This is a genomic window from Sneathiella sp. (genome assembly GCF_036844445.1).
Lineage (GTDB): Bacteria > Pseudomonadota > Alphaproteobacteria > Sneathiellales > Sneathiellaceae > Sneathiella.
Genome location: NZ_DAIUFV010000003.1, coordinates 135,982 through 148,732 on the forward strand (window position 1 = coordinate 135,982; position 12,751 = coordinate 148,732).

Below are 12,751 nucleotides of genomic sequence, written 5' to 3' on the forward strand. Positions count from 1 at the left end.
AGGGGAGATTTCGCCGTTTCGCAATGCGGCGCGGCAATGAGGGCGGCGGCTGGCGCGGATGCCGCGGGCGCGTCAGCTTTGCAGCGTTTCCCAGCCGTTCCGGGTCAGTACCTCGGCAGGCGCATAGCGCTGCTTGTAGGACATCTTGCGGCTCTCGCGGATCCAGTAGCCGAGATAGACATATGGCAGGCCGCGCCGTCTCGCTTCCAGAATATGCCAGAGAATCAGGAAACTGCCGGGGCTGCGGCGTTCCTCCTCGGGATCGAAGAAGCTGTAGACGAGGGAGAGGCCGTCCTCCATCGTATCGATCAGGCCGACGGCATAGAGCGATCCGTCGGCTTTGCGAAATTCGCTCAGGCTGGACTGCACCGGGCTTTCCTCGACCATCGCGCGGTAATCGCCGAAATCCATATCGACCATGCCGCCATTGGCGTGGCGCGACAGCAGGTAGCGATGAAAAAGCTCGTAATGCTCGCCAAGCGCGCGGGAGGCGACAGTCATCCCACTGACATCGGCATTGGCCTTGAGAACGCGGCGGAACGACTTGCCGAGCCGGAAATCCTGGGTTCGCACCCGGATCGGGATGCAGGCGCTGCACCCGTCGCAGGCCGGACGATAGGCGAGATCCTGGCTGCGCCGGAAGCCGGCGAGGCTCAGCGTATTGTGCAGCCCGTCCGGATCTTCCCCGGCGAGAAGCGTCACCACCTTGCGCTCCAGCTTGTTTTCAAGATAAGGGCAGGGCGCGGGCGGCGTCGAAAAAAAGAAGCGTGAGGGAATTTCCACTCGTTTCACTGTGCCAGTCCCAATTCGGTTCACCTCCTCTAAAGGTAACGCGAAACCCGTCCGGCGCAAATAGGGGGCAGGAGAATTATTTTCTGCTAGCCAAGAGCGAAATACATCGGCGCCATAAAAGTGAAGACCAGCCACAACAGAATGACGAGCGGCGAGCCCGCCTTGACGAAATCCATAAATGTGTAATGCCCCGGACCCATAACCAGCAGGTTCGTCTGATATCCGATCGGCGTCGCGAAGGAGCAGCTTGCGGCGAACACCACGGCGTAGATGAACACCATCGGATCGACGCCGAGCTGATGGGCAATGCCGATCCCGATCGGCGTGAACAGGACGGCCGTCGCATTGTTGCTGAGGATATTGGTCATGATCGCAACCAGCAGGAAAAAGGCCGACAAGATGACAACGGGCGGGGCGCCCTGCATGACGCTCAGGATAGCGTCGGCGAGATAGATCGCGCCGCCGGTCGCCTGCAGCGCGGCGCCAAGGCCGAGCGAGGCGCCGATCAGATAGATGATCTTCTGATCGATGGCGCGGCCGGCCTGAAAGACGTTGAGACAGCCCGTCAGCACCATCGCCACCGCGCCGATGATGGAGGCGATGACGATCGGCACGATATCGAGCGCCGCGAGCACAACGACCACGCCAAAAATAATGCGGGCACGCCGGGCGAGTGAGGTTGCCGGCAGCTCACGCGCTGACCATTCGAGCAGCAGGACATCGGGGTTGCTGCGGAGCCGCACCATGTCGGACCGCTTGCCGAGCAGCAGCAGCACGTCGCCCGCCTCAAGCCGGATATCGGCCATGCGGCTGGTGCGGATCATGCGCGAGCGGCGCTGGATGCCGACGACGATGCATTTGGTGCGGTAGTGGAAATTGATCTGATGCAGGGCCCGGCCGATCATGCGCGAGGCGGGGGCGACGACGGCCTCAGCCAGCATCTGATCTTTCGTCGTGGCGAACTCGGTGCCGTCTTCCGTCTCGGCGCCTTCGACCTCGAGAAAGCCCTGGAGAATCTGCGGGTTGTCGATGACGGCCTGGGTGATCGATTTTCGCGTGCCGGCAAACACCACCTCGTCGGACGGGCGGAGCGTAACATCATCGAACGGCGGCAGCAGGATCTTTTCTCCGCGCTGGATAAAGCGGATGGTGATGTTGCGAAGGCTCGGGAATTGACCGGCGACGGCGGCCTCTCCGACCAGCGGGCTTTCCGGCGAAATGCCGAGTTGGACAATGAACTGCTTCCCCGAATCGTCCGCCGTCGTCCCCTTCGCGCCGGAGCGATCGGCGAGCAGTCGGGGCACGATAAAGACCGCGTAGAGAAGCCCCGAGACCGCGAGGATGGCGCCCGGCACCGTAAATTCAAAAAAGGTCAGCGGGCGCTGGCCCGCCTGCACTGCCGCGCCCATCACCAGAAGGTTGGTGGAGGAGCCGATCAGCGTCGTCATGCCGCCGAGGATCGAGACGAAGCTGAGCGGCATCATCAGGCTGGCCGGGGAGCGGCGCAGGCGCTCGGCAAGGGCCGCCATCAGCGGAATGAAGATGACCACGACCGGCGTGTTGTTCATGAAAGCGCTTACGACCATCACCGTGGTGAGGACGACGATAATCGCGAGCATCGGATGATGCCGGCGCAGCGTTACGAGAATGCGGATCGGCTGTTCAAGCGCGCCGGTGCGCACCACGCCCTGACCCACCACAAGAAGCGCGATGACGGTTATCAGCGCAGGGTCGGCAAAGCCCGCGAGGAGTTTCGAGACGGGCAGCAGATTCTCACCCGCAGCATCCTCGAGCGGGAACAGGTAGAACAGCAGAAGCAGCACCGAGAGGATGACGAGCGAGGAAATCTCGAGATCGATCCGCTCGTTCGCGAACAACACAATCGCGACGATGATCAGCGCAAAGACCGCCCATATATGGAAAAGTGATCCGGCGATTTCCATGAGCGGCAAAAAACCCTTGCTGTTTTAACGCGGCGGAGTAAAAGCGGTGCGAGCGGCAATATACTGATTTTTTTATCATGCGCAAACGCCGCGCAATATGCAAACGCCGATCTGATTTTACTCTATAAACGATTGAAGAAAAACAGGATGCAAGGCTCCTATTACGATGCTTCGGCCCATCTTCGGGAGGATTTCCCACGCCTTGCCGGGGTGCGGCAGGCGGATGTCTGCATTGTCGGTGGGGGCTATACGGGGCTTATCGCCGCGCTTGAACTTCGCCTGGCGGGCTTCACCGTGACGCTGCTGGAGGCGCGCCGCATAGGCTTTGGCGCCTCGGGCCGGAACGGCGGGCAGATCGCCACAGGTTACAGCCCCGGCATGTGCGAGACGGCCGATATCGTCGGCGCGGCGGCGGCGAAGCAGCTCTGGGATCTCTCCGTCGAGGCGTCGGCGATGCTCCGCGCGGTTATCCGCCGTCATGACATCGACTGCGACCTGCAGCCTGGCGAATTTTACGCCGCCATCAAGCCGCGCCACCGTGACTGGCTGCACAGGGAGCAGGAGTATTGCGAGCGCGCCTTCGGCTATACGCAGTATCGCTGGTGGGACACGGAGGATTTCCGCGCGCAGGTCGTCTCCGATCGCTTTTGCGGCGCGCTCTATGATGAGGCGGGCGGGCATCTCCACCCGCTCAACTATCTTCTCGGGCTTGGCCGTGCGGCGAAGGCGGCGGGGGTCGAGATTTTTGAGCATTCCGAGGTGCTGAACCTCCGCGAAGGGACGAGACCCGTCGCCGAAACGGCGGAGGGCCGCGTCACGGCCGATTTTGTCATTCTCGCCGGCAACGCCTATCTCGGCAATCTGCAAGCAAAGCTCGCCGCGAAATTCATCCCCGTCGATGCTTATATCATCGCGACCGAACCGCTTGGGCAGATGCGGGCGCGGGCGATCATGAACACCGATGCCTGCGTCTCCGATATGAACTACAATCTCGATTACTTCCGGCTCTCCGCCGATACGCGGCTGCTTTACGGCGGGCGGGACAAGGTGATCGGCCACCGCGCCCCGCGCGAGGCGCTTCGCGCCAATATGGTGGCGACCTTCCCGGGCCTTGCCGATGTGGCGGTCGATTATGTCTGGGGCGGCAAGGTCGCGATCACGCGCAACCTGTTACCCGACGTCGGGCGGATCGGCGCCAATATCTACTACGCGCAGGGATATTCGGGGCAGGGCGTACCGCTCTCTGCCATTGTCGGCCGCCTGCTGGCGGAGGCGATCAGCGGGCAGGCGGCGCGCTTTGACGTCTTTGCCCGCATCCCGCACAAGGCGTTTCCGGGCGGCACGATGCTGCGCCGCCCGCTGCTCTCGCTCGCCCGGCTCTATTACGAGCTTCGCGACGCACTCTGAAGCGTTATTTCAGGGGAATGCGCCGCACGACAGTGTCGAGCAGGTAATCCTGCAACAGCCGCCCGCGCGGATTGAAGAGCGAGACCAGCAGGATCAGCGACGAGGTGACGCCGATCGAGAGATAGAAGATCACCGCATGGATGAAGGCGACAACATAGTCCGGCTTCTCGCCCGTCATCCGTTCCATGCGGATGTTCATAAAGCGCATGCCGAGCGTCGCGCTCGCCGGGCCGCCGACGAGCAGCGTGTGATAGCTGAGCGGGGTCAGCGCGATGATCAGCACAAAGAGCGGCGAGAGCAGGCCGAAAGTCATCACGCCGAGCAGCGTTCCAACGACGGCGACAACGAAGGTGATCAGCGCGATGCAGACGACATCGATCGCATAGGCAAGGATGCGCCGCAGCCGGATCGCCTCGAAATCATCGGGATTGAACGTGTCATGGGCGACACGTCCGGCCTTGCCCGCGCCGTCGAGGGAGGAGAGTTCCACAAGGGGGCCGTTGGAGTTGTTCATATAGGATCGCATCCTTTCATCAACAATTGCTATCGCCTAGGGGTCATAAATGGTAATTGTGTCGCCTCAATGCAATAATATGCCGTCAATCGGATGAAGGGCGGCAAAATTTTGGGAAACACCCATGTCGATCCGCCGCGCGCCGCCATCCGTCAGCCGTTTTGAAGGGGAGGGCGCATGAGCGGCCCGCGCGGGGAGGCGCGATCCCCCGTCTTTATCGCGCTCGCCATCCAGCTTGGCGTCTTCGTTTGTATTGCAATCTTTACGCTGGCGACCGCGAAGTTTACCGCCCTCTCGCTCCCCGTCTATGGGCTCGCGATCGCGCAAGGGGTGATTGCGGCCATCGTGACGGCTGCCTTCGGCTTTTCGCGGCCCTGGATCATCGGCCAGCTTGTGGCGCCGCCGCTCCTGTTCCTCGGCAACCGGCTCAATGTCCCCGACTGGGTTTTTCCGGTTATCCTGCTGTTGCTGGTGCTGCTCTTCTGGAATGTGGCGCGCCATCGTGTGCCGCTCTTCCTGACCAACCGGCAGACATATCAGGCGATTGAGCAGCTGCTGCCTGCCGCGCCGGTGCATGTCGTTGATCTCGGCTGCGGGTTTGGCGGGTTGCTCCGCCATATTGCAAAATGGCGGCCCGATGCGCGGGTTACCGGGCTTGAGACCGCGCCGCTGCCCTTTGCGGCTGCCTGGGTGCTCGCCAGGCTTTCGGGGTGTGATAATCTTGAGATCCGTTACCGCGATATTTTCAATGCCGACCTCGGCGATTATGACGTTGTTTACTGCTTCCTCTCGCCGGCGCCGATGCCGCGCCTTTTCGAGAAGGCGCGCGCCGAAATGAAACCCGGCAGCCTGCTGATCAGCAACAGTTTCACGGTGCCGGGTACCCCGCCCGATGACGTGGTGGAGGTAGATGACCGGCGCGAGACAGAGTTGCTGATCTGGCGGATGTAAGGTGTTATTTCAGATTGGGCGGCAATACCGGCGTTTCACGGAGCAGCACGATGCTGATGCGGCGGTTGCCGGGGTTGGAGGGATCGTCGCGGATCAGCGGATTGGTATCGGCAAGGCCGACGACGCGCTCGATCCGCGCGGGATCAAGTCCCGAATCGAGGAGCGCCCGGCGGCTCGCATTGGCGCGGTCCGAGGAGAGTTCCCAGTTGGTATATCCATCGCCGCTGAAATTCGCGCTATCGGTATGCCCGCTGACGGAGAGGCGGTTCGGCAGATCCGCGATGGAGCCGGCAATCATCTTGAGCAGCGCCCGGATGCGCGGCGTGATGGTGGCGCTGCCGCTCTCGAACATGCTCTCGTTGAACTGATCGATAATCTGGATGCGCAATCCCTCCGGCGTCATGTCGATCATGATATGATCGCGAAGGCCGGAAAGCTCGGGGTCGGTGTTGATCGCCTGGCGGATCGTCTCGCGCGCCTGCTCGAAGCTCATCTCCTCGATCTGGCGGAGCCGGGCGAGCAGCTCGGCCTCTTCCATCTCGCGCACCTTCGCCTCCGCCTCGCTCTCGTCTTTACGGCCGCTTTCGGGCGGCTTGATGCTGGAGACGACGGACGGGACGCCGAGGTTGGAGATTTGCGCCCCTTCCGTCTGCAGGCTGCGCCCGCCGAGGTTGCCGCCAGCGCCGGACTGGCTGAGGCTCGCGGCGGTCGGCGCGAAATATTCGGCAAGCCCCTCCTTCTGCTCTGTCGTTGTTACGTTGAGCAGCCAGAGCAACAGGAAAAACGCCATCATCGCGGTCACAAAGTCGGCGTAGGCAACCTTCCACGCGCCGCCGTGATGGCCATGGCGGCCTTTCTTGACCTTCTTGACGATTATCGGGGCGATATCATTGGCCATGGGATCAGTCTCTTAACGCGCGGCACACATGTTTACACGGACGGCGCCGCACTGCAGGCTTCCTCGACCTCAAGGAAGGTCGGGCGCTCGTGGTTATAGAGGGTCTTGCGGGCAAACTCGACGGAGATCGCCGGCGCATAACCCTGCAGATGAGCGAGCAGGCCCTGCTTCATGCATTCGAAATATTTGCTGTCGGCGTCGCTGTAATGCTCAAGGCTGCGTCCCATCGGCGAGACAATGCCATAGGCGACAAAAATGCCGAGAAAGGTGCCGACCAGTGCGGCGGCGATCAGCCCGCCGAGAATCTCCGGCGGCTCGGCGATCGATCCCATGGTGACGATGACGCCAAGAACTGCGGCGACGATACCAAAGGCCGGCAGCGCCTCGCCAAGCGCAATGATGGAGGAGGAGATGGCGTGCCCCTCGTTATGATGGGTTTCGATATCCTGATCCATCAGGGCTTCAAGCTCATGCGGATTTTCGGTCCCCATGGTCATCAGCCGGAGATAGTCGCACATGAAGGCGACGGCGTGATGGTTCTTGATAAAGCTCGGGAAATGCTGAAAGAGCTCGCTCTCATGCGGGTTCTCGATATGCTGCTCGAGGGCGATCAGCCCCTTGGTCTTGGAGAGGCGGAAAATCGCGTACATCAGCGTCAGCAGCTCGGTATAGCTCTCCTTGCTGTAGGGTGTGCTCTTGATCAGCTTGCCGGTCGATTTGAGGAAACCGAAGATCACCCATTTCGGATTGGCCTGCAGATAGGCGCCGATCGCGGCGCCGAGGATGATCAGAAACTCAAGCGGCTGAAACAGGACGGAAAAGCTGCCGTGCGGGGCGTATCCACCGGCAACGGAGCCGAATGTTACGACGATGCCAATAATCCAAAACATTCTTTTTCAGCGGTCCCCAATACGATCGACAGGAATTCGAGCGCCGATTGTGCCGCGGAAATGGTTAATAAACCGTGTGTAATTTTAGCCACATTTTAAAGAATCTCCTCGCTACATGAAGGACTTGAAGGGGGCTTCCCCGGCGCGTTCAAGAAAAAGGATGATTTTGCGGGGCAATTATGGGAAAGTGCCCGCCGATCACATTTGCCGCAAAAGTAACGCGCGCGTCCGGGGTGCAGGTATCGGTACAAATGAGCTTTGACGCCAGAGATTTCAGAAACGCTATGGGGTGTTTTGCGACGGGGGTGACGGTCGTTACCTCGCACAACAGGGTGGGCGAACCGCTTGGCGTTACGGTCAATTCTTTCAGCTCCGTCTCGCTCGACCCGCCGCTGATCCTGTTCAGCCTCGCGCTTGTCGGCGGGCATTGCCAGGAGTTTCTCTCAAGCGGGCAGTTTGCCGTAAATATCCTGACGCCGGAGCAGCGTCCGCTTTCCGAGCGCTTCTCGACGCCGCGCGAAAACCGCTTCGAAAATATCGACTATGTTCTGGGCGAGAACGGCAGCCCGATCTTTCCCGAAAGCCTCGCCGTCTTTGAATGCAGCACCCACGCCGCGCATGATGCGGGCGATCATACGGTGTTTATCTGCCGCGTCACGCATGTACATATGAGCGAGCGCGACAGCGCCCTGCTGTTCCATAAAGGACAGTATCACACGCTTTAGACCCGCCGGTGCGCGGCCCCATGCAATGGCCTTCCTTTGCGCGCGGCGCAGGTCTATAACGGATGAAATGAATTCCAAGGAGGTGGGAAAATGGCGGAAAAGGCAGCATTTATCGGGCTTGGCGTGATGGGTTATCCGATGGCGGGCTTCCTGCAGAAAGCCGGCTATGAGGTAACCGTTTACAACCGTACGGCGGCGAAGGCTGAAAAGTGGGTCGCCCAGTATGGCGGCGCCTTTGGGGCAACGCCCGCGAAGGCCGCAGAGGGGGCCGATTTCGTAATGGCCTGCGTCGGCAATGACGATGACCTGCGCAGCGTCGTCCTGGGGCCGGACGGCGCTTTTGCCGGCATGAAGAAGGGCGCGCTTTTCATCGATCATACCACGGCATCGTCAGAGGTTGCGCGCGAGCTTGGAGCGATCGCGAAAGAGAAGGGCTTTGGTTTCGTCGATGCGCCGGTCTCGGGCGGTCAGGCAGGGGCGGAAAACGGCGTCCTCACCGTGATGTGCGGCGGGTCGGAGGCTGATTTTGCGCGTGCAGCGACGCCGATTGACTGCTATTCGCGAAGTTGCATGCGGATGGGCGATGTGGGTGCGGGGCAGCTCACGAAAATGGTCAATCAGATCTGCATCGCGGGCGTCGTCCAGGGCCTCTCCGAAGGCATCCATTTCGCGGAAAAAGCGGGGCTCGATGCGGAGAAGGTGATCGAGGTGATCTCGAAAGGCGCGGCGCAGAGCTGGCAGATGGAAAACCGCTACAAGACCATGATCAAGGGCGAGTTCAACCACGGCTTCGCCGTTGACTGGATGCGAAAAGATCTCGGCATCTGCCTTGAAACCGGCGATCAGATCGGCGCCAGCCTGCCCAATACCGCGCTGGTAGACCAGTATTACAGCGATATCCAGAATATGGGCGGCAACCGCTGGGATACCTCAAGCCTGATCGAGCGCCTGCGCAAGCTCACGAAATAGGCCGCGATCGGCTCAGGAAGGCTCGGCGCCGGTGACCGGCGCGGCGAGGGAGAGCGACCAGTAGCGTGTCCCGCCGGCGGCCTCCGCGATGCCGATCCCGACATGGCGAAAGACCGGATTCAGGATATTGGCACGGTGCGGCGGGCTCTCCATCCAGAGCTGGACTGCATCTGACGGATCGGTGGCGCCGGCCGCGACATTCTCCGCTGCGGTGGTCGGTGAGTAGCCGGCGATCCGGATCCGCTCATCGAAGCGGCTCCCCTCCCGCCCGATGTGGGAGAGCCGCCCCGTCTCCGCCATATAGGCGGCATGGGATACGGCCGCCTGCATCAGCCGCTCGTCGGGATCAAGCGGGGCGAGGCCAGCCTCCGCCCGGGCCGCGTTGAGAAGGCGGATCACTTCCTCTTCCATGGTATCTCCTTAGCATAAGGGACGCTTGAGAGAGGACGGGCGGCAAGCCACCGTTGTGACGGCGAGCCAGCCTGCTTGATCGTGCGCCGTAATGCTGCCATCCTTGACGGATAAGCGGAGGGAGAAGCAAAGGGAAGGGAGCCGCCCATGCCGTCGCCAGAAAAAAGCATCATCATCACCGGAGCGAGCCGGGGCATTGGCCGCGCCATCGCGCTCAAGGCCGCCGCTGAGGGCTATGCGGTCTGCGTCAACTATGCAACGAATGCGGGGGCCGCGGACGAGGTGGTGCGAAAAATCGAGGCGGCCGGTGGACTCGCCCTTGCCGTGCAGGCCGATGTCAGCCGCGAAGAGGATATCCTGCATCTTTTCGCCGTGGTTGACGGCGCGATGCCGCCGCTCGGCGCGCTTGTCAATAACGCCGGCATCGTCGATGCCGCGGCGCGGCTTGATGAGATGGACCGGGCGCGGCTGGAGCGCATGTTTTCGACCAACATCACCGGCCCCTTCCTCTGCGCCCGTGAAGCGGTGCGGCGTCTCTCAACCCGCCACGGCGGGAATGGCGGGGCGATCATCAATATCTCGTCTGTCGCGGCGCGGCTCGCGAGCCCCTCGGAATATGTCGATTACGCGGCCTCGAAAGCGGCGGTTGATACGATGACGAAGGGGCTTGCCGTGGAAGTCGCGGCAGAGGGGGTGCGCGTCAATTGCGTGCGCCCTGGCCTGATCCGCACGGAGATTCATGCGAGCGGCGGCCAGCCCGATCGCATCGAGCGGGTCGAGAAGGTGGTACCGATCCGCCGCGCGGGCGAGGCGGAGGAGGTGGCCGATGTGGTTCTCTGGCTGCTCTCGCCGCAGGCGAGCTATGTCACCGGCGCGCTGATTGATGTCGCGGGCGGGCGCTAGCGACGCCCGGCTGTTCCTCAGCCGCCAAGTTTCTTCGCCGCCTCGATCGCAAAATAGGTGAGCACGCCGTCGCAGCCTGCGCGTTTGAAGCCGAGCAGGCTTTCCATCACCACGCGCTCGCGATCGAGCCAGCCGTTTTCGGCGGCCGCGGCCAGCATCGCGTATTCGCCCGAAACCTGATAGGCGAAGGTCGGCACGCCGAACTCATCCTTCACCCGCCGGCAGATATCGAGATAGGGCATGCCGGGCTTCACCATCACCATGTCGGCGCCTTCGGCGAGATCGAGCGCGACTTCCCGGAGCGCCTCATTGCCATTTGCGGGATTCATCTGATAGGTGCGCTTGTCGCCCTGCCCGAGATTGCTGGCGGAGCCGACGGCATCGCGGAATGGGCCGTAGAAGCCGGAGGCATATTTCGCGGCGTAGGACATGATCTGTGTATTCACATGCCCCTCGCGCTCCAGCGCATCGCGGATGGCGCCGATACGCCCGTCCATCATGTCGGAGGGGGCGATGATGTCGCACCCCGCATTGACCTGGTTGAGCGTCTGGCCGACCAGCACCTCGAGCGTCGCGTCATTGACGACATAGCCCTCTTCCAGCAGCCCGTCGTGCCCGTGGCTGGTGAAGGGGTCGAGTGCGACGTCGCACAGAATCCCCATGCCGGGCACCGCGTCCTTGATTGCCCGGATCGCCTTGCAGACGATGTTGTCGGGATTGAGGGCCTCGCGCCCGTTTGCGGTTTTCAGATGCGGCTCCACCGCCGGAAAGAGCGCGATCACCGGAATGCCGAGATCGAACGCCTCGCGCGCCGCTTTCACGAGGAGGTCGGTACTGAGGCGCGAAACCCCCGGCATGGAGGCAATGGGGAGCGCATGATCCCGGCCCTCATGCACAAAAACCGGCCAGATCAGATCGTCCGGCGTCAGCAGATTCTCCGCCACCAGACGACGGGACCAGTCGGTCCGGCGTACCCGACGCATCCGGGTGCGGGGGAATTTGGGCGTGAGGCTTGTCATTGGCGGTTTTCCTGCTTTTTCCTGTTCCAGATCAAATGATGCGGCATACTATCCCTATGCCAGCCGAGCCGCAAATTTTTATACCAAACGGGTGTTTGGTCATCGTTGACAGCCCATCGGCAAGAACGTATCAACATGCTATAACAGATAAGATAAAACGTTTCAGGGGAAATTCATGGATTTCAATCTGACCGAAGATCAGCGGGCATTTCGCGATATGGCGCGTACATTCGCCGCTGAGGTTTTCGCCCCCAATGCCGAGAAATGGGACGAGGAAAAGATATTCCCTGTCGAGGCACTGCGGCAGGCCGCGGCGCTTGGCTTCGCCGGCATCTATGTCGGGGAGGAGCATGGCGGCGCGGCGCTTTCGCGCCTTGATGCGGCGATTATCTTCGAGGAACTCGCCGCCGGCTGCACCTCGACGGCCGCTTTCATCTCGATCCACAATATGGCGAGCTGGATGATCGATCGCTTCGGCTCCGATACGGTGCGGGCGGAATTTCTGCCCAAACTCACAACGATGGAGCATTTCGCGAGCTACTGCCTGACGGAACCCGGCGCCGGCTCGGACGCGGCGGCACTCACCACCAAGGCGGTGCGGGACGGCGATCATTATATCATCAACGGCGGCAAGGCCTTCATCTCGGGTGGCGGCCGGTCGGATGTCTACGTCACCATGGTCAGGACCGGCGCGGAGGGCGCGGGCGGCATCAGCTGCATCGCCATCCCGAAGGATGCGCCCGGTCTCTCCTTCGGCGCGCAGGAGCGCAAGATGGGCTGGAACTCCCAGCCGACGGCGCAGGTTCTCTTCGATGACTGCCGCGTGCCGGTGGAAAATCTCATCGGCGCGGAAGGCGACGGCTTCAAGATCGCCATGATGGGGCTTGATGGCGGACGGCTCAATATCGGCGCCTGCTCGCTCGGCGCTGCGCGCGCCGCGCTGCAGCTTGCGCAAGATTATGTTGCCGATCGCAAGCAGTTCGGCAAACCGATCGGGACGTTTCAGGCACTGCAGTTCCGCCTCGCCGACATGGCGACGGAGCTTGAGGCAGCGCGGCTGATGATCCGCCAGGCGGCGGCCAAGCTCGATGCGAAGGATCCCGAGGCGACGCTTTATTGCGCGATGGCGAAACGCTTCGCCACTGATGCGGGCTTCAATGTCTGTAACGAGGCGTTGCAGCTCCATGGCGGTTACGGTTATTTGCGGGATTTCCCGCTGGAACGCTTTGTGCGCGACACCCGCGTGCACCAGATTCTGGAAGGAACCAACGAAATCATGCGCGTTGTCGTGGCGCGCAAGCTGGCGGAAGGCCAGGGGAGAGGGTAAGG

Annotated in this window: 13 protein-coding genes; 6 read left to right on the forward strand and 7 right to left on the reverse strand. The window is 61.8% G+C overall.

The window, feature by feature from the left end:
• Positions 1-72 precede the first annotated feature (72 nt).
• The gene (locus V7Z56_RS07345; protein ID WP_334128727.1) at positions 73-792 is read right to left on the reverse strand and encodes an arginyltransferase; all 720 of its coding nucleotides are present in this window, start codon (positions 790-792) and stop codon (positions 73-75) included.
• An 86-nt stretch (positions 793-878) separates the two neighbouring features.
• A complete protein-coding gene (locus V7Z56_RS07350) occupies positions 879-2,735 on the reverse strand; it encodes an SLC13 family permease (RefSeq protein ID WP_334128728.1) in 1,857 nt (618 codons plus the stop codon).
• 147 nt (positions 2,736-2,882) lie between these two features.
• Here V7Z56_RS07350 and V7Z56_RS07355 point away from each other — a divergent pair, with 147 nt between their 5' ends.
• Positions 2,883-4,142 (forward strand): NAD(P)/FAD-dependent oxidoreductase, encoded by a 1,260-nt coding sequence (locus V7Z56_RS07355; RefSeq protein ID WP_334128729.1) that lies wholly within the window; start codon positions 2,883-2,885, stop codon positions 4,140-4,142.
• Between the two features lie 4 nt (positions 4,143-4,146).
• Here the strand turns inward: V7Z56_RS07355 and V7Z56_RS07360 are convergent, their stop codons facing one another.
• Complete coding sequence (locus tag V7Z56_RS07360) at positions 4,147-4,656, reverse strand: RDD family protein (RefSeq protein ID WP_334128730.1); 510 nt, start codon at positions 4,654-4,656, stop codon at positions 4,147-4,149.
• 177 nt (positions 4,657-4,833) lie between these two features.
• Here V7Z56_RS07360 and V7Z56_RS07365 point away from each other — a divergent pair, with 177 nt between their 5' ends.
• Complete coding sequence (locus V7Z56_RS07365; RefSeq protein WP_334128731.1) at positions 4,834-5,607, forward strand: SAM-dependent methyltransferase; 774 nt, start codon at positions 4,834-4,836, stop codon at positions 5,605-5,607.
• Positions 5,608-5,611: 4 nt separating this feature from the next.
• Here V7Z56_RS07365 and motB read toward each other — a convergent pair whose 3' ends face one another.
• Together motB and motA are read right to left on the reverse strand one after the other, a co-directional pair.
• Complete coding sequence (gene motB, locus V7Z56_RS07370) at positions 5,612-6,505, reverse strand: flagellar motor protein MotB (RefSeq protein ID WP_334128732.1); 894 nt, start codon at positions 6,503-6,505, stop codon at positions 5,612-5,614.
• A 32-nt stretch (positions 6,506-6,537) separates the two neighbouring features.
• On the reverse strand, positions 6,538-7,395 hold the full coding sequence (motA, locus tag V7Z56_RS07375) for a flagellar motor stator protein MotA (protein ID WP_334128733.1): 858 nt from the start codon (positions 7,393-7,395) through the stop codon (positions 6,538-6,540).
• A 251-nt stretch (positions 7,396-7,646) separates the two neighbouring features.
• Here motA and V7Z56_RS07380 point away from each other — a divergent pair, with 251 nt between their 5' ends.
• Positions 7,647-8,120 (forward strand): flavin reductase family protein, encoded by a 474-nt coding sequence (locus tag V7Z56_RS07380; RefSeq protein ID WP_334128734.1) that lies wholly within the window; start codon positions 7,647-7,649, stop codon positions 8,118-8,120.
• A gap of 90 nt (positions 8,121-8,210) precedes the next feature.
• The gene (locus tag V7Z56_RS07385) at positions 8,211-9,089 is read left to right on the forward strand and encodes an NAD(P)-dependent oxidoreductase (RefSeq protein WP_334128735.1); all 879 of its coding nucleotides are present in this window, start codon (positions 8,211-8,213) and stop codon (positions 9,087-9,089) included.
• A 12-nt stretch (positions 9,090-9,101) separates the two neighbouring features.
• Here V7Z56_RS07385 and V7Z56_RS07390 read toward each other — a convergent pair whose 3' ends face one another.
• Positions 9,102-9,500, reverse strand: a complete 399-nt coding sequence (locus tag V7Z56_RS07390; protein ID WP_334128736.1) for a CAP domain-containing protein — start codon at positions 9,498-9,500, stop codon at positions 9,102-9,104.
• Positions 9,501-9,647: 147 nt separating this feature from the next.
• On the opposite strand from V7Z56_RS07390, the gene V7Z56_RS07395 reads away from it, so the two are divergent.
• Complete coding sequence (locus V7Z56_RS07395) at positions 9,648-10,403, forward strand: SDR family oxidoreductase (RefSeq protein ID WP_334128737.1); 756 nt, start codon at positions 9,648-9,650, stop codon at positions 10,401-10,403.
• A 17-nt stretch (positions 10,404-10,420) separates the two neighbouring features.
• Here the strand turns inward: V7Z56_RS07395 and hemB are convergent, their stop codons facing one another.
• Complete coding sequence (gene hemB, locus V7Z56_RS07400) at positions 10,421-11,422, reverse strand: porphobilinogen synthase (RefSeq protein WP_334128738.1); 1,002 nt, start codon at positions 11,420-11,422, stop codon at positions 10,421-10,423.
• Between the two features lie 175 nt (positions 11,423-11,597).
• Here hemB and V7Z56_RS07405 point away from each other — a divergent pair, with 175 nt between their 5' ends.
• Positions 11,598-12,749 (forward strand): acyl-CoA dehydrogenase family protein, encoded by a 1,152-nt coding sequence (locus V7Z56_RS07405; protein WP_334128739.1) that lies wholly within the window; start codon positions 11,598-11,600, stop codon positions 12,747-12,749.
• Positions 12,750-12,751 lie beyond the last annotated feature (2 nt).

What these genes read in the sequence shown, in the direction of transcription:
- V7Z56_RS07350 (WP_334128728.1), bottom strand. Translation starts at nt 2,735, where the DNA reads ATGGAAATCGCCGGATCACTTTTCCATATATGGGCGGTCTTTGCGCTG.
- V7Z56_RS07355 (WP_334128729.1), top strand. Translation starts at nt 2,883, where the DNA reads ATGCAAGGCTCCTATTACGATGCTTCGGCCCATCTTCGGGAGGATTTC.
- V7Z56_RS07360 (WP_334128730.1), bottom strand. Translation starts at nt 4,656, where the DNA reads ATGAACAACTCCAACGGCCCCCTTGTGGAACTCTCCTCCCTCGACGGC.
- V7Z56_RS07365 (WP_334128731.1), top strand. Translation starts at nt 4,834, where the DNA reads ATGAGCGGCCCGCGCGGGGAGGCGCGATCCCCCGTCTTTATCGCGCTC.
- motB (WP_334128732.1), bottom strand. Translation starts at nt 6,505, where the DNA reads ATGGCCAATGATATCGCCCCGATAATCGTCAAGAAGGTCAAGAAAGGC.
- motA (WP_334128733.1), bottom strand. Translation starts at nt 7,395, where the DNA reads ATGTTTTGGATTATTGGCATCGTCGTAACATTCGGCTCCGTTGCCGGT.
- V7Z56_RS07380 (WP_334128734.1), top strand. Translation starts at nt 7,647, where the DNA reads ATGAGCTTTGACGCCAGAGATTTCAGAAACGCTATGGGGTGTTTTGCG.
- V7Z56_RS07385 (WP_334128735.1), top strand. Translation starts at nt 8,211, where the DNA reads ATGGCGGAAAAGGCAGCATTTATCGGGCTTGGCGTGATGGGTTATCCG.
- V7Z56_RS07390 (WP_334128736.1), bottom strand. Translation starts at nt 9,500, where the DNA reads ATGGAAGAGGAAGTGATCCGCCTTCTCAACGCGGCCCGGGCGGAGGCT.
- V7Z56_RS07395 (WP_334128737.1), top strand. Translation starts at nt 9,648, where the DNA reads ATGCCGTCGCCAGAAAAAAGCATCATCATCACCGGAGCGAGCCGGGGC.
- hemB (WP_334128738.1), bottom strand. Translation starts at nt 11,422, where the DNA reads ATGACAAGCCTCACGCCCAAATTCCCCCGCACCCGGATGCGTCGGGTA.
- V7Z56_RS07405 (WP_334128739.1), top strand. Translation starts at nt 11,598, where the DNA reads ATGGATTTCAATCTGACCGAAGATCAGCGGGCATTTCGCGATATGGCG.